The organism is Halodesulfovibrio spirochaetisodalis (genome assembly GCF_001672295.1).
Taxonomy (GTDB): domain Bacteria; phylum Desulfobacterota; class Desulfovibrionia; order Desulfovibrionales; family Desulfovibrionaceae; genus Halodesulfovibrio; species Halodesulfovibrio spirochaetisodalis.
Genome location: NZ_JXMS01000016.1, coordinates 1 through 19,160 on the forward strand (window position 1 = coordinate 1; position 19,160 = coordinate 19,160).

At 46.5% G+C, this 19,160-nt stretch carries 19 protein-coding genes; 5 read left to right on the forward strand and 14 right to left on the reverse strand.

Annotated features, from left to right (window positions below; all coding sequences use genetic code 11):
* Window positions 1-476 precede the first annotated feature (476 nt).
* The 3 genes from SP90_RS09850 (at window position 477) to SP90_RS09860 (ending at window position 3,097) form a co-directional block, all read left to right on the forward strand.
* The gene (locus SP90_RS09850) at window positions 477-1,295 is read left to right on the forward strand and encodes an amino acid ABC transporter permease (protein WP_066855241.1); all 819 of its coding nucleotides are present in this window, start codon (window positions 477-479) and stop codon (window positions 1,293-1,295) included.
* A 31-nt stretch (window positions 1,296-1,326) separates the two neighbouring features.
* Entirely contained in the window at window positions 1,327-2,154 is an 828-nt protein-coding gene (locus tag SP90_RS09855) for a transporter substrate-binding domain-containing protein (RefSeq protein WP_066855244.1), read from the forward strand.
* A 67-nt stretch (window positions 2,155-2,221) separates the two neighbouring features.
* Window positions 2,222-3,097, forward strand: coding sequence for an amino acid ABC transporter permease (locus tag SP90_RS09860; protein WP_066855248.1), 876 nt, complete (start codon window positions 2,222-2,224; stop codon window positions 3,095-3,097).
* Window positions 3,098-3,189: 92 nt separating this feature from the next.
* Here the strand turns inward: SP90_RS09860 and SP90_RS09865 are convergent, their stop codons facing one another.
* Window positions 3,190-3,588: a rhodanese-like domain-containing protein gene (locus tag SP90_RS09865; protein ID WP_066855251.1), complete on the reverse strand. Its 399-nt coding sequence runs from the start codon at window positions 3,586-3,588 to the stop codon at window positions 3,190-3,192.
* A gap of 129 nt (window positions 3,589-3,717) precedes the next feature.
* On the opposite strand from SP90_RS09865, the gene SP90_RS09870 reads away from it, so the two are divergent.
* The gene (locus SP90_RS09870; RefSeq protein WP_066855254.1) at window positions 3,718-5,061 is read left to right on the forward strand and encodes a YihY/virulence factor BrkB family protein; all 1,344 of its coding nucleotides are present in this window, start codon (window positions 3,718-3,720) and stop codon (window positions 5,059-5,061) included.
* Window positions 5,062-5,192: 131 nt separating this feature from the next.
* Here the strand turns inward: SP90_RS09870 and rlmN are convergent, their stop codons facing one another.
* Window positions 5,193-6,245 (reverse strand): 23S rRNA (adenine(2503)-C(2))-methyltransferase RlmN, encoded by a 1,053-nt coding sequence (gene rlmN / locus SP90_RS09875; protein ID WP_066855257.1) that lies wholly within the window; start codon window positions 6,243-6,245, stop codon window positions 5,193-5,195.
* Between the two features lie 268 nt (window positions 6,246-6,513).
* Between rlmN and SP90_RS09880 the strand changes: the two genes are divergently transcribed.
* Complete coding sequence (locus SP90_RS09880) at window positions 6,514-7,506, forward strand: hypothetical protein (protein ID WP_066855260.1); 993 nt, start codon at window positions 6,514-6,516, stop codon at window positions 7,504-7,506.
* 73 nt (window positions 7,507-7,579) lie between these two features.
* Here the strand turns inward: SP90_RS09880 and SP90_RS09885 are convergent, their stop codons facing one another.
* The 12 genes from SP90_RS09885 to SP90_RS09940 all read right to left on the reverse strand — a co-directional run bounded on the left by SP90_RS09885 (window position 7,580) and on the right by SP90_RS09940 (window position 18,986).
* Complete coding sequence (locus SP90_RS09885) at window positions 7,580-8,746, reverse strand: iron-containing alcohol dehydrogenase (protein WP_066855263.1); 1,167 nt, start codon at window positions 8,744-8,746, stop codon at window positions 7,580-7,582.
* Window positions 8,747-8,935: 189 nt separating this feature from the next.
* Window positions 8,936-9,595, reverse strand: coding sequence for an ABC transporter ATP-binding protein (locus SP90_RS09890; protein ID WP_066855267.1), 660 nt, complete (start codon window positions 9,593-9,595; stop codon window positions 8,936-8,938).
* Between the two features lie 2 nt (window positions 9,596-9,597).
* Window positions 9,598-10,293, reverse strand: coding sequence for an ABC transporter permease (locus SP90_RS09895; RefSeq protein ID WP_066855270.1), 696 nt, complete (start codon window positions 10,291-10,293; stop codon window positions 9,598-9,600).
* Between the two features lie 68 nt (window positions 10,294-10,361).
* Window positions 10,362-11,183, reverse strand: coding sequence for a substrate-binding domain-containing protein (locus SP90_RS09900; RefSeq protein WP_066855273.1), 822 nt, complete (start codon window positions 11,181-11,183; stop codon window positions 10,362-10,364).
* A 262-nt stretch (window positions 11,184-11,445) separates the two neighbouring features.
* Window positions 11,446-11,931 (reverse strand): hypothetical protein, encoded by a 486-nt coding sequence (locus SP90_RS09905; RefSeq protein ID WP_066855276.1) that lies wholly within the window; start codon window positions 11,929-11,931, stop codon window positions 11,446-11,448.
* 80 nt (window positions 11,932-12,011) lie between these two features.
* Window positions 12,012-13,151: an MFS transporter gene (locus SP90_RS09910; RefSeq protein ID WP_066855279.1), complete on the reverse strand. Its 1,140-nt coding sequence runs from the start codon at window positions 13,149-13,151 to the stop codon at window positions 12,012-12,014.
* Window positions 13,152-13,305: 154 nt separating this feature from the next.
* Window positions 13,306-13,884, reverse strand: coding sequence for an AmmeMemoRadiSam system protein A (amrA, locus tag SP90_RS09915; protein ID WP_066855282.1), 579 nt, complete (start codon window positions 13,882-13,884; stop codon window positions 13,306-13,308).
* Between the two features lie 9 nt (window positions 13,885-13,893).
* Window positions 13,894-14,865 (reverse strand): LysR family transcriptional regulator, encoded by a 972-nt coding sequence (locus SP90_RS09920; RefSeq protein ID WP_082936386.1) that lies wholly within the window; start codon window positions 14,863-14,865, stop codon window positions 13,894-13,896.
* Between the two features lie 3 nt (window positions 14,866-14,868).
* Window positions 14,869-15,543, reverse strand: a complete 675-nt coding sequence (gene purN / locus SP90_RS09925; RefSeq protein WP_066855284.1) for a phosphoribosylglycinamide formyltransferase — start codon at window positions 15,541-15,543, stop codon at window positions 14,869-14,871.
* A gap of 85 nt (window positions 15,544-15,628) precedes the next feature.
* Window positions 15,629-17,602, reverse strand: coding sequence for an acetate--CoA ligase (gene acs / locus SP90_RS09930; protein WP_066855286.1), 1,974 nt, complete (start codon window positions 17,600-17,602; stop codon window positions 15,629-15,631).
* A gap of 1 nt (window position 17,603) precedes the next feature.
* Window positions 17,604-18,488: a LytR/AlgR family response regulator transcription factor gene (locus SP90_RS09935; protein WP_066855289.1), complete on the reverse strand. Its 885-nt coding sequence runs from the start codon at window positions 18,486-18,488 to the stop codon at window positions 17,604-17,606.
* Between the two features lie 180 nt (window positions 18,489-18,668).
* Window positions 18,669-18,986: an antibiotic biosynthesis monooxygenase family protein gene (locus SP90_RS09940; protein WP_066855292.1), complete on the reverse strand. Its 318-nt coding sequence runs from the start codon at window positions 18,984-18,986 to the stop codon at window positions 18,669-18,671.
* Window positions 18,987-19,160 lie beyond the last annotated feature (174 nt).

A 19,160-nucleotide genomic window follows, 5' to 3' on the forward strand; every position in this document is an offset into this window, starting at 1 on the left:
ATATTAAAAGGTTATTTTATTTTAAAATCAAAGTCCAGATTACACTCTAGCCGGACTGATTTTAATTTCTAAGCAGCGAATGTGTTTATTTCCTTTTTTAGCGAACTGCTCTGAGTATATTTGAAATCAATTTTTGACCGTGCGTAAAATATACAGTTTGAAAAAAGAATGAGTCTTTAGAGATGAGGATACCGATAGATGATGCCGAGTAGTAAAGGCGTGAGAATGTCAGATAGGCAGCTGTAAGGCTTTTGCATACTTGCAAGAAGAAAGGTATCACCTGAGCGTTACGAGAAAAATCATAGAGGGTTGCGTTTTTCCTTAGTCGACATGCTTTTTGTTAACGTGATGAAATGATTATTAATTGAATTATTTTGCGTACAAAATGAAGGTGCATGTTATTTAGCTGTCTAGAATTATAACTTTTTAGTATCACTTTGGCGTCTTCCTTAGTTATGGAGCAAGAGCCTTTCACCATGCAGCAAACTATACGTAAGCTATTTTATTATATCCATCCCGACACACGCTCAGTTGCCGTTGATATTGCAATGTATCTGGCTGTGGTCACGGTGTTGGTGTGGAGTGTTTTTTCCGGTGCAGAAGCCTCAGGGTATAACTGGCAGTGGAGCAGGGTACCTCGGTACCTTTTTACCACTACAGATGGCTCATTCCACATAGGCCCGTTGCTAAGCGGCTTGATGGTTACGCTTGAAATAACCTGTTATTCAATGGTGCTGGCTTTTGCGTTCGGCTTGCTTGCTGTACTGTTCAGGCTTTCTAAGTCTGTAGTCGCACGCTATGTGGCTGTTTTTTACGTTGAGCTTATCCGCAATACTCCCCTCATGTTGCAAGTGCTCATAATGTATTTTGTGATCGCACCGGTGCTGGAGATGGAGCGGTTTCTATCCGCAGTGCTCGCACTTGCGTTGTTTGAGGGTGCATACATTGCAGAGATTTTCAGAGCAGGGATTGCTTCTGTTCCCAAAGGACAATGGGAAGCTGCTGAAAGTGTCGGGCTCAGCCGGTTCCATATCTACAGACTGGTGGTTCTGCCACAGGCCATTCGTGCTACCTTGCCACCATTAACCGGTCAGGCGGTTTCGTTAGTAAAAGACTCTGCGCTGGTGTCTGTAATTGCCATTTATGATTTAACAATGCAGGGACAAGCCATTATTTCGGAAACATACCTCACGTTTGAGATATGGTTTATAGTAGCCTTGATTTATTTATTGATTACAGTGAGTTTGTCCGTTGTTGTACATTTTTTGGAAAATAAATATTCGTATGATCACTAGAAAATGTTTTCTATAAAAGAGGAGAATCGGCGTGGGTAAAAGCTGTTTTAAGATTGTAGTTGCGTTGCTGCTTGTCATTGCATTTTCTCTTCCTGCATCTGCGCAAAACGTGATGGCAGATCTGAGTAAAGAGAGTGTTATTGCAAAGGTTGTTGAGCGTAATAAGCTGCGTGTTGGTTTTTCTACTTTCGTACCGTGGGCTATGAAAGATAAGAACGGCGAATTTGTGGGTTTTGAAATTGATGTAATGAAAGAACTTGCTAAAGACCTTGGTGTTGAAATTGAGTTTGTACCGACAACATGGTCCGGCATTATTCCTGCGCTGCTTGCTGATAAATTTGATGTGATTATCGGTGGAATGTCTGTGACGACACAGCGAAATCTTAAAGTAAACTTTTCTGATCCGTACGATTATACCGGCATTGCCATGCTGGCTTCCCGTAAAAAGGGTGGCGACATTAAGACTCTTGAAGATGTAAACAAAGCGGGTGTTGTGGTGGTTGCACGAATTGGTTCTACACCAGCTGCAGCAGCAAAAGAGTATTTCCCAAAGGCAGAAGTTCGTCTGTTTGAAAAAGAAACTCAGTGCGTTCAGGAACTCATGACAGGCCGCGCTACAGTAATGCTTGCCAGTGCTCCGCTTCCTGCCTTTAAGGCGTATGAATTCCCCAAAAAATTATTTGTGCCGATCAAAGGTACCTTCACAAAAGAACCTATCGGGTTCGCACTGCGTAAAGGTGATCCGGATACGTTGAATGTGCTGAACAACTGGGTTCGTCTCAAGCATCAGTCCGGCTGGCTTAAAGCTCGCAAGGATTACTGGTTTGAGGGTAAAGAGTGGGAGTCCATGCTGAAATAATCAGTGGACTTTGTAGTTTTTAGTAATATCAAACACTGTGGCGGACTTGTTCCGCCACAATTTTCTTATGCAGCGTACACGATATAAACCTGTTCTTCTTGATTACATTTTGCTGGTGCTCATCGGCGGCGGCATAGTCTACTTCTACTGGCAGTTGGAAAATGAGCTGCAATATGAATGGAGCTGGTCTACCATTCCGCAATTTCTTGTAAAAAATACTAAAGGAAATTGGGAACCCAACTTTTTACTTGAGGGATTGTTTACCACGATTCGCTTGAGTATCTGGGCCACGCTTCTTGCATCGGTAGTAGGGATTTTGATGGGACTGGCCCGTGTGAGCCAAAGTCATTTTTGGCGCATGGTTTCAAGAACCTATGTGGAAATAGTGCGAAACATGCCGCCTATTGTCCTTATTTTTATTTCTTACTTTTTTCTTTCTGCACAACTCACGCATTTTCTCGCGCTGGATTCGGCGGTGCAGAATATGCCGGAGTGGTTGCATTCAATTGTTTCTGTTTTGTTCAGCAAGCCTTCCCAGTTTACGCAGTTTATCACGGGTGTAATCACCTTGGGTTTGTATGAAGGCGCATATATTACAGAAATTGTGCGTGGAGGGATAAATAGTGTCCAACGCGGACAGTGGGAAGCTTCGGCTTCTCTCGGTTTCAATCGTTTTGATCAGCTACGGCTTGTTGTATTGCCGCAAGCGCTCAAAGTTATTGTTCCTCCCCTTGCCGGACAGTTTATTTCAACGATAAAAGATTCAGCCATTTTGTCTGTAATTTCTATTCAGGAACTGACCTTTCAGGGATTGGAGTTGATGGCGTCCACCTATCTTGTTTTTGAAATTTGGACGACGATCACGTTGATGTATCTTATGCTTACGTTAGGCTGTTCCTTGCTGTCCCGCTGGGTTGAGCGGGCATTGGAGTGGAAAAACTAGGACATGAGGCATAGCTTGACTGATGCCTGTAGATCACTCAGGTAATAAGGTAGAAGAAAACTCCGCCAGCAATACGTTGCTGACGGAGTTTTTTATGTGAGTTTATAGAACCTGCCCGGGGTCATGGCTCCTGCCAATTGATCAAGGCGACCTTTAAGGGCTTTGATCTCGTCGTATCCTTCAGTTCGCAGATACGTATACGCCATTGAGGCTCGAAATCCTGAGAGGCAGAATGTGATGATGAACTTGTTACGTGGGACTTCCGAAAGTCTGTCCGGCAGTTCATGCAACGGAATATGTGTTGCGAACGAAAATGAAAGGGTTTTTGCTTCTTCATGAGTACGGACATCGAGAAAGATAAAGTGATCATGATCTATGAATTTACTGGCTTCTTCAACAGTTATTCCGTATTCACCCGCTACCAGAAATGCTATGTCCATCTCCCGTAATACATCTGACAGCTTGGGACAGACATCTATATGTTCTTTCATACATGTACTCCTGCGTAATACCCTTTTGTTTCGGGATATTGTTTTTAAAGAGTATTGTAGAGTTTAGCTGCAGCATGTAGGTTGAGAATACTATATTGAAACACATCAGCAAAATTATCAGGATATATTATGGGTTGTTCTTTTTCTAAGAATCATATTGCTTCGGTTGTTCAGTTTGTTTCCCGTGGGATGTGGGAAGCAGATTTACAGGAACTTCCCATGCTGCAACGTTGGGCAGTAGTGTTTTGCAGGAGACTGTCTGTAGTTATTACCGGATTTTTTTATGATAACTGCATGCTGCGCGCCACAGCATTAGCATATACAACCATACTTTCGATTGTACCGTTTCTTGCGGTCGTGTTTGCCATGTCCAAGGGGCTTGGTATTCAGGACAGTCAGACGCTTCGTTATATTTTGCTGAATGCTTCTGCCGGAAATACAAAGGCAGTCGATATGCTGCTGCAATACGTAAATAATACCAATGTAACCACACTGGGTATTGTGGGCGTGGCAACCCTGCTTTTCACTGTAATTTCGTTGATGGGTAATATTGAGGCTGCATTCAATACAATCTGGAATGTTAAGCGCGGGCGGACAATCTGGAGAAAGTTCACAGACTTTTTCTCTATTGTACTGGTGGGGCCGATACTTCTTGGTGTTGCCGTAAGCTTAAGCGTAACAATGCAGCATGATTCGGTTGTGCAGGGGCTGTTGACCATAGATGCTGTAAACTATGTCTACATAAAAGTGCTGAAACTGTTGCCCACAGTCGTTATCTGGTTTCTGCTTTTCTTTGCCTATATCTTTATTCCCAATCTGAAAGTGCAGGTGCGAAGCGCTGTTATCGGTGGCTTCATCAGTACTGTGTTATGGAAAGGGGTAGAGAGTGGATATATTTCGTATCTGCTTGGTGTGAATAATTACAACTTGATTTATGGCAGTTTTGCCCAGTTCCCGCTGTTCCTTTTGTGGATTTACATAAGCTGGCTGATCGTATTGTTTGGCGTGGAGATTTGCTATGCTATTCAGTATGGCTCTACTGAGGAAGACAAAATGCTTGCCGGAAAAACGAGCTGTTACGAAAAAGGGATACTTGCCACAGCTGTTATGAATTTACTGACCGGAGCGTATCAACAGAACTCCGGGGCTGTGCGGGTGGATTTCATGAGTGACACGCTACACGTTTCTCAGCTGCTTATTAACGATGTTCTGGATATCTTAGAGCAGAATGGATTTGTGGCAAAGGTTGAAGCAGAAGATGCGGCATATATTTTGGCTCGTCCTGCAGCCTCTACTAAAGTTTCAGATATTGTGACAACTATTGCCAAGTATCATCCGGAAAGAGTGATGCGTTATGCCTTGAATGGAAATAAAACATCAATCACAACTGTTGATGCGTTGTACTGCCAGCTTGCAGAAGGCAAAGATTGTACACTGGAGGAGTTGCACGCTGGACAACAAACTAGCGCATAATTCCTTTTTGTGCTGCTCAGTGGCATGCGTGTTTTTGGAGAACTGTTTGTAAGACTCCGTGCCTTTTATATATTCGCTTGATTCTATAAAGCAAAAAGTAAAGCCCGAAGCAAATGCTTCGGGCTTTTGTATTAACAGTTGTCTTGGGTTTTCTTCTGATCAGCAACAAGCTGACCGCATGCTGCTTTAATATCCGCTCCCTTGGATTGGCGGATGATGGCAGTAACACCCTTATCCCAGAGAACTTTTTGGAATTTGAGAACCGCTTCTTCAGAAGGTGCTTTATATGGATCGCCTTCTGACGGGTTGTAGACAATAAGATTCAGCTTGGATTTTGTCTGCGAAATCAGCTTTACAAGCTCTCGCGCATCTTCGACGGAGTCGTTTACTCCACCAAGGAGAAGATACTCATAGGTGATTCGCTCACGCGTTTTAAGCGGATAGTTTTTCAGAGCATGCATGAAATCATCAAGCTTCCAGCGTGCAGCTTTAGGCATGATCTGGGCGCGGGTTTCCTGATTCGGGGCATGTAAGGATACCGCAAGGAAAGCAAGGCCGGATTCACCCAGTTCTGAAAGACCTTTCTGAATACCGCAGGTGGAAACTGTGACACGGCGCGGAGAAAAAGCAAGGCCGAGGGTGCTGTGCATGGTGTTGAGCGATTTCAGCACATTTTCAAGGTTGAGCAGTGGTTCACCCATGCCCATGAACACAATGTTGCGAAGGATAGGACGCTCAGCAACATCATTAAGAAAATGGCGAGCCACAAGCACCTGACCAAGAATCTCACTTTGGGTCATGTTACGTTTGAATCCCATTGTGCCGGTAGAGCAAAAAGTACACGCCATAGCGCAGCCTACCTGACAGGAAAGACACTGTGAGTATCGTCCTTTTGAACCCGGGATAAGAACAGTTTCAACCAGAGCGCCGTCATGCAGTTTGAGAAGAAACTTGATAGTACCGTCTTTACTTGTCTGTGACGTAACGACTTCCGGCCAGCGGATGTACGCTTCTTCATGCAGACGTGCGCGGACAGTTTTAGAGATGTTGGTCATCTCATCAAAAGATTGAACATATTTATTCCACAACCATTGCCAAACTTGCTTGGTGCGGAATTTTTTTTCCCCGAGTCCTACGAGGAACTCTTCAAGCTCTTCATATGAAAGATCAAGAATATTAACCATGACGGCCCCTTTAATCCGGTACTACAAGCCGGTGAATGTGGTAGATGTGCGCAGTGCGCCATCGCCACAGACTCTATATACATTAACGGTTCACCTGTGAAGAGGCAGTGTCGTCTTTGCATGAACCGGAAGTTTTTATCTGCTTTTTTGCGCTATGGTGCACCGCGTTTACTCAGAAATAACCTCTTATTTTTTAAAGAAAATAGTGTTATGCATATCTATCTTTGATTGTGCAGATCGAATTGTTTTACCGCGATGGAGGGGTGCTGTGAAACTTCTGGGCAGCTGTATGGCTGCGTTTCTACTCTTGCTATGCACTTTTTCGATGCAAGCTTACGCTGGCGATATCCGTTCTGAACAGGTTGCTGCCATGCGCAGCATTGATATGAAATTGTATGATTTTTACATGACATATAATCAGGGGCTTGAGCTTTGCCTTTCAACGTGCCCCAGTCATGCAGATATGCTGGATGATGCTTCGGGTACACTTGCCGCACTGCTCGATGGTACAGTGTCATCTATCCGTGGAGAACATCATAAAGTCATCAATTTTATGAACTATGATGCTGACCTGCTTACAGCAAATAAAAAAATTTACTCTAGAGCCGCAGGCTGTACTCCTTGTGTCGCAACTGCAAAGCGTGTTCAGAAGTATGCACAGGAAGGTTTGCCTTCCGGTATTTCACGTGCTGCACTGTTGCATTCTGAGAAGTATAAGCAAACTCCAGAACTTCAGTTTACAGATGGCCTGTTGTCACGGGTACGGTATCGCTGGGTAGCCAATGGTAAGAAGCGTTCTTGTCGTGTGCTTATGCCGAAAACGTGGGAGCATGTGGCTCCTGAGCGTGCAGGTAGAGGATTTGAATTCCGTAGTGCACTCGGGAACGGTGTTCCGTTTTTTGCAATTGAATATGCTCCTGCCAAGCGGATTTATTCTGAAGACAAGATTCTGGCTGCATTGCAGCATCGTGTTTCTGCAGAAATGCTTTCCAGACAATTCGGGCTGGTGGAAATTCTTGCACAGGGCGTACAGAAGCTCGGGAATACGCAGAGCGTATGGGTCATGTTTGCTGCTGACGGAAAAGGGAAGAATGGTGCAGGGTACTATTACAACTGGTACATGATGGTTGATGGTACACTGTTGATGTTCCAGTCCGGTGTGAACGGGCCGGGAAGGACACCTACACCGGAACAGGAACAGTTGTTCCGCAGGTATTACCAGACGCTTCGTGAAATCGCGGTTTCATCGGTAATTGGATAGATTCTTTTTAAAAAGCAAAAACTCCCGCCATATTTTTGTATGGGGGGAGTTTTTGCTTTTGTGAATAGGTGAGTTACAGCACACGCATGAAAATTTCTGTCACATCTTCCCTGCTGAGCGGAGCAATGCGGCCTAAATCACGGTAGGCAAATGCGCTTTCAACAAGGTGTGGCACGTCTTCTGCGGTTACTCCCCAAGCGGAGAGACGGGTCGGAGCACCCCAAGCAGAGAAAGCTGCACGTGTGGCATCAATACCGCCCTGAATACTGTCCTGACCCCATACCGTCGCAGCGAAGCGATTAAAGATATCCGGTGCCTTGGCGCAAACTTGCTGCATCCAGGATGGGAAGAGGACTGCAAGGCCTTCACCATGCGGAATATGCGGGAAACGACCGCTTAATGCATGTTCAAGTGCATGCGAAGTCCAGTCTCCACCGGAAAGTCCGCAACCGGTCAGCCCGTTGAGACTCAGGCAGGATGCCCACGCAAGGTTTGCTCTTGCTTCATAATTTGAAGGATCATGCTGGAGGGAGTGCAGTGAGTTGATAAGGGAGATAAGTAACCCTTCGCAGATACTCAGTGTAGTTTCTTCGTTGAAGTACCCTGTGCGCTTGTCTGCTATGCGACCACGGAAGTAGTTTTCCATGATATGCGTCATAGCATCAATACCGCTCCCTGCGGTGATGTTCCACGGAGTTTGTACTTGGTAGAGCGGGTCAATTGCTGTCACTTTAGGAATCATGCAGTGACCGCCAAGGCTCCATTTCTTTTGCTGCTGCTCATTAGTAATGACGGCTTTGCCGTTCATTTCAGAGCCTGTCCCAGAGAGCGTAACAACGGTAAATACAGGTAATGAGCGTTCTACTGGCTTACGGGATTCTACACGCTCCCAGTAGTCGTCTAGGTAGAAGCCTGCTGCAATGGCTTTAGCTGCGTCAATAACGCTTCCGCCACCAACACCGAGAACAGCACCGACGCTGGCTTTGCGGGCAATATTAATGCCTGCTTCAATTTGCTCCAGTGACGGGTTGGGCTTTATTCCCCAGAATTCTGTCCAGTCGACACCAGCTTCTTGCAATGAGCGGGTCGCAGCTTCATATGCTCCGTTATTGCGGGCAGAACCGCCTCCCATGACGAGAAGGACTGAAGACGCTTCTTTAACTATATGCCAGCCGATGAGATCGACTGCGTCTTGACCAAAAATGACCTGAGTGGGGGCACTGTAAGTAAAAGCATCCATGTTTAATCACCTGATAAGAAAAAGTTACTGCTCTGAGTTACGAAGTCTTGCACTATAGCGGCTAACTGGAATAACGACAACCCTTGCGAGCTGTGACTCTTTAGAAATGCACACAAAATTACGAAGACCTGTGACTGTTGCAGTAGAGAACGTGGAATAGAGTTGTAGCAGGTGATGATGTACTTTTGCTTACTGGGATGCGTGTTCGGATTCTATTCGTCCATTACGGATAAGAACTGTGCGGTCTGATACAGAGGTAAGCCATTCACGGTCGTGAGATACAATGACAAGGCTGGTGTGATATTCAGTTTTTGCATGGATGGCTGCATTGCGAATGCGTTCAGTAGACTCTTCATCAAGTGAAGAAGTTGGTTCATCCATAAGAAGAACACTTGGCCTTACTGCGAGGCGGGCGGCAAGAGCAACGCGCTGGGCTTCTCCGCCAGATAATTCAAACCATTGGCGGGAAAGAAAGGAGCCTGGTGCAAGACCTACTTCTTCGAGCACAGATTCAGCAATGCCGCTTATATTTTCAGTTCCACGTATACGCAGGCCATATTCAATATTTTCCTGCACTGTTCGTTTAAGCAGGTATGGTTGCTGGGTAAGTAGTGTCACTTCTCTGCGTAACGTTGTGTCTGCAATGTCAGTGTTGCTACCTTGAAAACGTAACTGACCGGATTGCGGGGCTTCAAGGAACGCAAGCATACGCATCAGGGTGGATTTCCCGCTTCCGTTGGGTCCGAAGATTCCAGTAATAGTTCCGGCTTCGAGAGAGAGTGAGTCAATGGTAAGGACTGTTCTGCCGCCATATACCTGTGTGATGTCTGTTAGTTCATACAGTGCCATTGTTACTGTCCTGCGCGTCGTTTAAGTTTTGCCACACTGAAGTTAACGCCAAAGGCAATGATGAGAAGAACAACACCAAGGGCTATGCCCATGGCGAACTCACCCTTACCGGTCTCAAGAGCGATCGCAGTTGTAATGGTGCGTGTATGCCATTTAATATTGCCACCCACCATCATGGAAATGCCTATTTCCGATACGATACGTCCATACGCTGCAACACCTGCGAGCATGAGGTGATAGCGTACTTCCCATAATGTTGCGCGCAGCAACTGGAATTTATCAGCTCCCAGTGTGAGCAGGGTTTCTTTCATACCGGAGTCAGCGTTTTCAACGGCATTGGCAACCATTGCTACAACAATTGGCATGCCAAGCATGACCTGACCTATGGCGATACCGGGCAGGGTGAAGAGCAGCCCGAATTCTCCCAGCGGCCCCTGACGTGAGACAAGGGAATAGACCAGCAGTCCGATGACGACAGTAGGAAAGGAAAGAAGTGTGTCGGTAATCATGCGCAGGGTGTCACGCCCTTTAAATCGACAATACCCGAGAATAAAACCGAGAGGGGCTCCTATCAGGATAGTGAAGAAGATAGAAAGAGTCGAAACGCATAAGGTTATGTATACGGCAGACCATGTTTCAGGGTTACCGTCAAAAAGAAGTTGAAAGGCCTTGATAAGTCCTTCGTATATGAAGCCCATTAAATCTCCCTGACAAAAAAAGGGGTGGCAAGTGCCACCCCTGTAAAGTCTGAATAAGCAACAGCGTATTATTTACCAGCGTTTGGTGTGAAGAGCTGTTTACCGAGCAGACGGAAGTCGCCGATTGCTTTTTGTGCTTTAGGAGAAGCCATCCAAGCGATGAATTCGTTTGCGAGTTTAACCTGTGCCTTAGGGCAGACACCCGGATTAATAGCAATTGCACTGTACTGGTTGAAGAGTACTTTATCGCCTTCTACAACGATTTTCAACGGAGTCTTGCCTTTGTTTACATCCATGTATTTGATCCATGTACCACGGTCAGTCATGGTGTAAGCGCCTTTCTGAGCAGCAGCGTTCAGAGTTTTGAGCATACCCTGACCAAGCTGCATGTACCAGTCTGCTTTATCAGGAACAGCCATTCCTGCAGCTTTCCACAGAGAAATTTCTTTTTTGTTTGTACCGGAGTTGTCACCACGGGATGCAAACGGAGCTTTAGCAGCAGCAATTGTTTTGAGTGCTTTTTCTACAGGCATGCCTTTCACATGTGCAGGGTCAGCAGCAGGGCCAACAATAACAAAATCGTTGTACATCAGCTGGGTACGGTCAACGCCGTGACCGTTTTTAACAAATTTTTTCTCAGCGCCTGGAGCGTGAACGAGCAGTACGTCAACGTCGCAGTTGCGACCCATGGCAAGAGCTTTACCGGTGCCGATAGCAGTCCAGCGAATTTCAATTCCGGTGTCTTTGGTAAACTCAGGCATGAGGTCATCAAGCAGACCGGTGTTGTCGGTACTGGTGGTGGTTGCCATCATCAGTACTTTATCTTTTGCTTGCGCCATTGCAGGTACGAGCAGGGCAAATGCGAGAAGTAAGGCAGCAAATTTTTTCATTAAAAGCTCCATCGTCATTTTTAGTTATTTATAGTCATGATTAGGAATAGAAGAAGGTGTAATCATATTTTCGGAGTAAGGGAAACTAAAAATACCTGCGTATAAAATGACACTTGATATTTGTATTGGTTTTACTATTTGAAATTGCAGGATAAAATATAAAAAAGTAAAAAAATGACTATAACTAACTAAAAATAACAACAAAAAAGGACAGCGAAAAGTTCGCTGTCCTGAGTTCTGTTTTATTTAACAGAGTTGCTTTTTATTCAAACAGGTAACCATACTGCAATGCGATCTGGTCTGTTTTGTCTGCAATAGATGTTGCAAGCATGCTGACGTTTTCTTCGGTAACGATGCCGGCGTCCTGAGCAAGATAGTATTTCAGATTATTGGAATCTTCTGAGAATACCCACACGATACTGTAAACGGAGCCGATTTTCGGGCGGGATGCAAACTCGGACATGGTTGTAATCATGACTGTGATTTTCGGAACATCGTCACCTGTCATTTTAAACAGACTGGATGTGTTGCAGGTTGATTTAAGCTCGAAGGCAAGCATGGAGCCCAGATTATCTGCGCCTTTTTGTTCAATGAAAATCGGCGTATTGCGTGAGGCAATAACAGTCGGAGTATCTTTCTTTGGCTCTGCAGCCTGAGCGTTTTTCGGAGCTTTCGGGGCATTTTCCGCAAAAGCAGGCAGGGCAGCAAAGGTAATGCAAATGAGTACGAGGCAGAATAATCGTTTCATGATGATCTCCTTATTGTGGTCTCGTATGAATTGTGTGTTGATAACTATCACGTATTGTTGTGTATGTCAGTCTTGAAAGTTTACTCTGCGTCCGGTGTTCGAATGAACTGCACCAGTATCAGGGACATGACAGATATTCCCGCAGCGCCGAGGAATGGAATTTTGTAGTCCACCATCCAGAGCATACCGCCAAGGGCAGGCACAACAACTGCTGCAATGTGGTTGATTGTAAAGCTCACAGCCATTGATGGCGCAATATCGGTAGGGTCAGCAATTTTCTGGAAATACGATTTAATCGCCAGAGAGAAGTTGAAGAAGATGTGATCAAGCACATACAGGAATGCCACCAGTATCTTGGACTCTACGTATGCGTATGAAACAAACACGAAAACCATGGCAGCGTATTCAAGAGTAAGAACTTTTCGTTCACCATAGGTGTTTACTGCTCTGCCGATAGCAGGGGAAAGCCACCAGTTGATGACATTGTTGGCAATAAACAGCAGGGTGACTTCCTGAATGGTGAACTGGAATTTATCCACCATGAGAAACACAGCAAAGGCCACAAAAATTTGTCTGCGGGCACCTGCGAGGAAGTTGAGCATGTAGAACAACCAGTAACGCCAGCGCAGTACCATTTTCTTATGCTGAGGCGGGATATTCTTGGATGTCGGGTTTTGTGTCAGGCACCATCCTGCAGCGAGAATGACAAGAATACCAAACAGCCAGAAGAGCTGCTGGAAATCGAGCTTCATGCTGAGAAGAAAAATAGCTCCACCAACCACAAGGTTTGTTGCCGAGCCCATTGCGCGCAGCTTACCCATAATGACTGGTGCTTCTTTGAGCGAGAAGTATTGCAGCGTGAGGGACTGGTTGACCGTTTCGTAGTAGTGGAAACCAAAACTCATGATGAGCGTGGTAATGATCATGCCGTGATACGTGGGCATGGAACCGGTAAGTCCTACACCAAGCCCCAGTATGGCTATGGAAAGAGCTGCAAGGCGATGTTCTGCAATGAAAAGAAGAAGGTAGATGACAAGCAGGGCAAGGAAACCGGGAATTTCCCTGACGGATTGAATAATACCGATCTGTTGGCCTGTTAGTCCTACAATATCAACTGCAAAGTTGTTGTACAGGGTTCGCCATGCTTGAAAGCCTGCTGCAACGGCAACAGTCATGACAAGCAGAAAAATATACATTCGGCGGCGATCAGCGTCGGACATGGTAGGCTCTCCGAAAAATCGTGTGAAAGTGTACTAAAAAAACGCATGAAGAATGCGAGGCACGATAATGCAGGATATTGGTTGTCCGAGCAAGTAAGATTGTATGGTCTTTGTGTAAAAAAGTATGAATTAAAGATGGTTGGAGAGTGTAGGGTTAGAATACGTAGGCTTCGAACCAGTAAATTTTTGTATCCTCATGTTTCCACATATGCGGCTGAAGTCCGGCTTTGAGGCATGTCTGCTCAAGGAAGGTAATCTTGTCCCATTGCCACTCTTTGGCTACTTGCGGGAGCAGCAGGCCGGAATATTGTACGTACTGCATAATAAGACCGTGTGTTCCCACCTCAATGCTGTCAGTATCCGGACAAAGGGTGAGTGGCCCCATGATAGATATTTCTACGGAAATTTCCGCAAACTCTTCTTCACTTACTGGTGGAAAGCGCGGGTCTTCAAAGGCCGCAGCACGGGCCATGCGTGCAACAGTACGGTAGAGCGCATCATTTCCGACCACATTTCCAATACAGCCACGCAGTGAGCCATTTTGTGTGAGCGTGACAAACGCACCGAGATGTTCTTCAAGAAGCGGGTTTTCCGGCTTCAGGATATTATCTTCATTGAGGGAATGCTCGCCCTCAAAGTAGCTGGTGATGCTGTTGTGGACTATTTGCCTGAGGTATTGCTTGTCGGCTTCGGATAAACAAAAACTGCGAACATCTGCGTTGTTGTCGATCATGTATTCCTCCTAGAGCACGCACAGGATATCTACAGGTGCTTCCTGTGCCATATGGCTGTAAAGGCTGGACTGAATTTGTTGCAGCATCACATTGCGGAACCAGATGTGTGAAGCATCGTGATGCTGGCGCTCGTGCCAGGCAATCGTATAGTCGAATGACTCAATATAGAACGGCAGGGCGCACCATGCCAGATCAAATTCAGGGGCAAGGTTACTTGCGATGTGGCTCGGCATTGTTGCAATCATATCTGAGCGGCTGATAACTTTGCATACTGTTGTATAGAGCGGAGCGGAAAATTGGACAGTCCGGCGCTTACCTATCTTGGCCAGTTCCGCATCGATAACCTGCACCTTGTCTCCGCCACCTGTAATAGCTGCATGGCTAAGGGAGCAGTATTCATCCAGCGAAAGTCCGCCACCGCGTGCCATTAACGGGTGATCTTTGCGCATGCAGCATGCAAACTGGTCACGTCCTATGACAAGATGATGCAGACCCTGATGCTGTGAATCCAACATGGAGGTCACAAGGTCATATTCACCTGAGGAAAGGGCATTAATTGTAGTACTGTCTGATATCTCCAGTTGGATGGAGATGTTAGGGGCTATCTTACGGTAGCTTTCCAGCACCTGCGGGAAAATATATTCAGCAACGTAGTCGGAAGTGGCAAAGGTGAATGTGCGTGTGCATTCGGCGGGCTCAAAGCTGCTTCTGTCGAGCAGTTCTGTTACTTCCCCTAAAATTCGTTCCAGATTCTGGCTCAGTTCAACCGCGCGTTCGGTGAGCGCAAAGTTGTTTCCACTGCGGACAAGGAGTGGATCATCAAAAAGTTCGCGCAAGTGCCTGAGGTTTTTGCTCATGCCGCTTTGCGTAATATTCAGGCGGCTTGCCGCACGGGTGACATTACCTTCATCCAGTAATGCTTTAAGCGCTACAAGTAAGTTAAGGTTTACCGAAGCCAGATTCACTCGCCCTATTTTCATTACCTAAAATCCATCTTCCAATTGAGGTGAAACAAGAAAGCTGCCGTCTGGAACTACCTTAGGCAGGCCGGTATCCTGTACCGTAACCTTACGGCCGGTCAGCGTAACCCGTTTAGTTGCAATCCACTGCAGCACCTGTGGGTAAATCCGGTGTTCAAACGCAAGAACCCGTTTTTGAACGACGTCGGCAGACTCTGCTGTACTGCATGGTACCACTGCCTGCGCAATGATAGCACCATTATCCATACATTCGTCAACAAAATGCACTGTGCATCCAGCCAGTTTTACACCATAGTCCACTGCATCTGCAATACCATGGGCACCTTTGAATGAAGGAAGCAAGGCAGGGTGGATGTTTATAATTCGTCCTGCAAATGTTTGAATAAACATAGGGGTAAGTAATCGCATGAATCCGGCCAGCACAATCAATTCTGCTCCCGCGGCATTCAGCGCTGCGATCATGGCAGTATCAAAGGCTTCTCGTGTTTCAAATTCTGTGTGGAGAATGGTGGCTGTCGGAATACCTGCCTTGCGAGCCCGTTCAAGTGCATACGCATCAGTACGGTTGCAAAGTACAAGACAGATTTCTGCTTCCAGCGCCCCCCGCTCAACGGCATCAATGATGGATTGAAGATTGGAGCCGGAACCGGATGCGAGTACCGCAATTTGTAACGCCATGTGTTCTCCGAAAAACAGTCATATGCAGTGCTTGGTGCATATATCCTGTGGAAGGGTAAAAAAAGGTTATGCTTTATGGTCAGTGTTACTCACTGGTTGCCCAGAACGGGTCTTCTTCCAGTGTGCTTGTATCCCCCATATCGCTGCCGGTAGCTTCTGCCCGCAGTAATCTGCGCATGATTTTTCCACTACGGTTGCGTGGCAGAGAATCACGGATTTCTACATTGCCGATGACAGCGATGGAGCCGAGTTCAGAGCGGACATGCTCAATGAGTTGCTGCTCTGTCTCGCTCTCTTCATCCATGAAGTAGATGGTATCAGTCTGCTCTTTGAGTACCACAAACGCTTTGGCTACTTCACCGCGGATATCATCCGGCATGCCGATAACAGCGCATTCTGCCACAAGCGGATGTGTAGCAAGGGCTGCTTCGAATTCTGCGGTGCCTATGCGGTGGCCTGCGATCATGATGACATCATCTGCACGACCTTGCAGCCAGATATAGCCATCTTCGTCCCTGCGGGCAATATCGCCTGAGCAATAGCGGCCGGGGAACCGTGACCAATACATATCTTTGTATGTTTCGTCATCATTAAAAACTGTGGTGATCATGGCAGGCCACGGCTTGTTGATGACAAGGTATCCACCTTTACCGTTTGGTACAGGATTACCGCTTTCGTCTACGATATCAACATCAATTGCTGGTAACGGACGTGCAACTGAACCCGGTTTTAAAACGGATATCGGGTACGGGGAAATCATGATCATGCCGGTTTCAGTCTGCCACCATGTGTCGAGAAGAGGGCACTGGCCTTTTCCGATATGTTTATGGAACCATACCCATGCTTCCGGCGAAATAGGTTCACCCACAGTTCCAAGTAAGCGCAGTGTACTCAGGTCATGACGCTGAGTATATTTTTCTCCGAAGCGCATCAGCATGCGGATGAGAGTCGGCACGGTGTAGAGCACTGAGATTCCCCAGCGTTCCACAACTGACCATAGTCTACCAGCCTCTGGGTAGAGGGGGTGTCCCTCATAAATGAAGGTTGTGGTACCAGCCATAAGCGGGCCGTACACTACATATGAGTGACCTGTAATCCAGCCCACATCAGCGGTACACCAGAAAATATCTGTAGCATTGTTGTCGAACACTTGAGTGAAGGTGTGGTGTACCCCCACCATGTATCCCCCGTGCGAGTGTACAACTCCCTTGGGTTTATCTGTGGTGCCGGACGTATAGAGCATGAAGAGCGGGTCAGTGGCTTCCATGCTTTCTGTTAAAGCCTCGTATGATTTACCGCGCATAATATCGTGCCACCACACGTCTTTTTCTGTGTCCATGGAGACAGTAACGTGGGTTCGGTGCACAACAACGGTGTGGTCAACGGTATGGTTGATTTGCTCCAGTGCCTCGTCAACAAGAGGTTTGAGAGCAAGCACGCGTCCGTTCCGGTAGAATGCATCAACAGTAATAATCAGTTTAGGCTTGGCGTCTTCAATGCGTTCAGCAAGGGCGTTAGCGGAGAATCCGGCAAACACCACACTGTGAATGGCACCGATTTTGGCTGCGGCCAGCATGGAGATAACAGTTTCAGGTAAGGATGGAAGGTAGATGACAATTCGGTCGCCTTTGGAAACTCCCAACTCACGTAACGCGTTGGCGCATTTATTAACTTCTCTGTACAGCTCAAAATAAGTGAGTCTTCGAGTGTCTCCCGGCTCGCCTTCCCAGATCAGCGCAAGCTTGTTGCGGTTCGGGGACGAGATGTGCCTGTCCAGCGCGTTGTGGACAATATTGCAGCGGGCACCATAGAACCATTTATAGAATGGCGCGTCATTTTCGTTGAGTACTGTTTCCCAGCGTCTGTACCACTGAAGTCGTTCTGCGGCGTCTTCCCAGTAGGTTAACCGGTTGGCTCGTGCTTTTTCATAGGCATGCTTAAGGTCGGACGGGTTTACAGCAGAGTCTGCAATAACCCGTGGTAAAGGGCGGAATACGCGTTGTTCCGTTAACAGTGATTCAACGGCACCGTGTGATGCAGGGTGTGCTTTATCTGTCATATTATAGCCCTAAAACCTGTTTGAGTTCACCAAGCCGTCTACGGCTGATAGGAATTTCAATGCGGGTACGTCCGGCAGTTCGCAGCATGAAGTTGGAACCGGGCAGTGAAGCGATTTCGGTAACCATATCAAGATTAACCAGAAACTTGCGGTGTGCACGGAAAAAATTGTGCGGGCGCAGACGGGCTTCAAGTATCTTCAGTCTGTATGACGTAAGATGTTTCCCCGATGCTGTATGCACGTAGGTGTAATCTTCGTTGGCTTCAATAAAGATAATCTCGTTATACGGCAACAACATAGTGCGACCGCCGCTGGTAATGGCAAGTTTCTCTATTTCTGCAGGGCGGAATTTTTCCGTAAGCTCCCATGCCTGACGCAAGGCGTGGAGAAATTGATCCTGTTCGTCATCTTCCAGTGGGAGTTGCAGGGTCTGTTCAGGAGGTTCCGGCTCTTCATCGCTGTTGTCGATGACAACAGGTTCCTGCCATTGTGTGGACGGCTCCTGTGCCAGATTAAAATGCATGCGAAATTGTTCAAGCCGTGAAATTGTGCGGTTGAAGCGTTCCGGAGTACATGGGAAAATCAGATAGTCCGTGGCATCCAGTTCAAATGCAGTAAATGCATCATCCTCGTTGTCGGCAAGAAAGATAAGGGCAGGCTGAGTGGTGCGGCCGCGAAGCCTTCGTGTAAGCTCGAATCCGTCGCGTGGTTCCTTTACGGAAACAGCAAGAACAAGAACTGCGTATTCAATGGCACTGAGTAATTCCAGTGCTTCGTCAACATGCACGGCCTCGCCAACTACTCGCACAAAATCGACAGGCTCAAAGAATGCTCTGAGCTGAGTGCGGATTTCCGGATCGGGATGCACAAGAAGTGTTGGTAACATAGTCGGCAACCGTGAGTAAAAAGCTGAAGAGAAAAATATAACTGATTACATCGATACTACATTTTCAACGGCTTCATGGGAAGGGAAACCCGTCCTTCTCTGTTTAATCAGTGAAGGATGGTGGGATAAAAATCATCCGGTACGAGCGTACTTTTGTGACAGTTAACTTACTTAGCAATACTACATTTCGTAGTCACGTTCGACTTTGGCAATACGTAGCTTAAACGATGAGTACCATTGAGAGCGTCCCTTCTTTTGTGCGTCATGGTGTTCCATGTTTGATTTCCAGTTTTTAATGGATTCCAGATCGCTCCAGTAAGAAACAGTGATACCAACGTCTCCTTTGGCAGATTCAATACCGAGAAAACCCGGTTGCTGTGATGCCAGAGAAACCATTTTTTTTGCCATGAGATTGTATCCTTGTTCATCCTCAGTTCGAGTGGATGTGAAGATGACCGCATAGTACGGAGGCGTAGGTGTCTGAGCAAAAAGATTCATTCTATACTCCTGCTGCAATGGCTGGATAAACTAAGTAAGATAATCTGTTGTCGAGAGGTCAGTGTGATACCATACTTACTGACGCTCTTCATTCTTTTTTTGTTTTACTCGGCAAGAGGGGCGCTGTGTACGTTCAGGTCAGGATATAAACCAAAAAAAAAGACCGCACAGAGT

Bases quoted from the DNA above. Each gene is read 5' to 3' on its own strand.
- SP90_RS09860 (WP_066855248.1), top strand. From the start codon at position 2,222: ATGCAGCGTACACGATATAAACCTGTTCTTCTTGATTACATTTTGCTG.
- acs (WP_066855286.1), bottom strand. From the start codon at position 17,602: ATGACAGATAAAGCACACCCTGCATCACACGGTGCCGTTGAATCACTG.
- rlmN (WP_066855257.1), bottom strand. From the start codon at position 6,245: ATGGTTAATATTCTTGATCTTTCATATGAAGAGCTTGAAGAGTTCCTC.
- SP90_RS09940 (WP_066855292.1), bottom strand. From the start codon at position 18,986: ATGAATCTTTTTGCTCAGACACCTACGCCTCCGTACTATGCGGTCATC.
- SP90_RS09910 (WP_066855279.1), bottom strand. From the start codon at position 13,151: ATGTCCGACGCTGATCGCCGCCGAATGTATATTTTTCTGCTTGTCATG.
- SP90_RS09850 (WP_066855241.1), top strand. From the start codon at position 477: ATGCAGCAAACTATACGTAAGCTATTTTATTATATCCATCCCGACACA.
- SP90_RS09885 (WP_066855263.1), bottom strand. From the start codon at position 8,746: ATGGATGCTTTTACTTACAGTGCCCCCACTCAGGTCATTTTTGGTCAA.
- SP90_RS09870 (WP_066855254.1), top strand. From the start codon at position 3,718: ATGGGTTGTTCTTTTTCTAAGAATCATATTGCTTCGGTTGTTCAGTTT.
- amrA (WP_066855282.1), bottom strand. From the start codon at position 13,884: ATGATCGACAACAACGCAGATGTTCGCAGTTTTTGTTTATCCGAAGCC.
- SP90_RS09895 (WP_066855270.1), bottom strand. From the start codon at position 10,293: ATGGGCTTCATATACGAAGGACTTATCAAGGCCTTTCAACTTCTTTTT.
- SP90_RS09920 (WP_082936386.1), bottom strand. From the start codon at position 14,865: ATGAAAATAGGGCGAGTGAATCTGGCTTCGGTAAACCTTAACTTACTT.
- SP90_RS09865 (WP_066855251.1), bottom strand. From the start codon at position 3,588: ATGAAAGAACATATAGATGTCTGTCCCAAGCTGTCAGATGTATTACGG.
- SP90_RS09905 (WP_066855276.1), bottom strand. From the start codon at position 11,931: ATGAAACGATTATTCTGCCTCGTACTCATTTGCATTACCTTTGCTGCC.
- SP90_RS09890 (WP_066855267.1), bottom strand. From the start codon at position 9,595: ATGGCACTGTATGAACTAACAGACATCACACAGGTATATGGCGGCAGA.
- purN (WP_066855284.1), bottom strand. From the start codon at position 15,543: ATGGCGTTACAAATTGCGGTACTCGCATCCGGTTCCGGCTCCAATCTT.
- SP90_RS09935 (WP_066855289.1), bottom strand. From the start codon at position 18,488: ATGTTACCAACACTTCTTGTGCATCCCGATCCGGAAATCCGCACTCAG.
- SP90_RS09900 (WP_066855273.1), bottom strand. From the start codon at position 11,183: ATGAAAAAATTTGCTGCCTTACTTCTCGCATTTGCCCTGCTCGTACCT.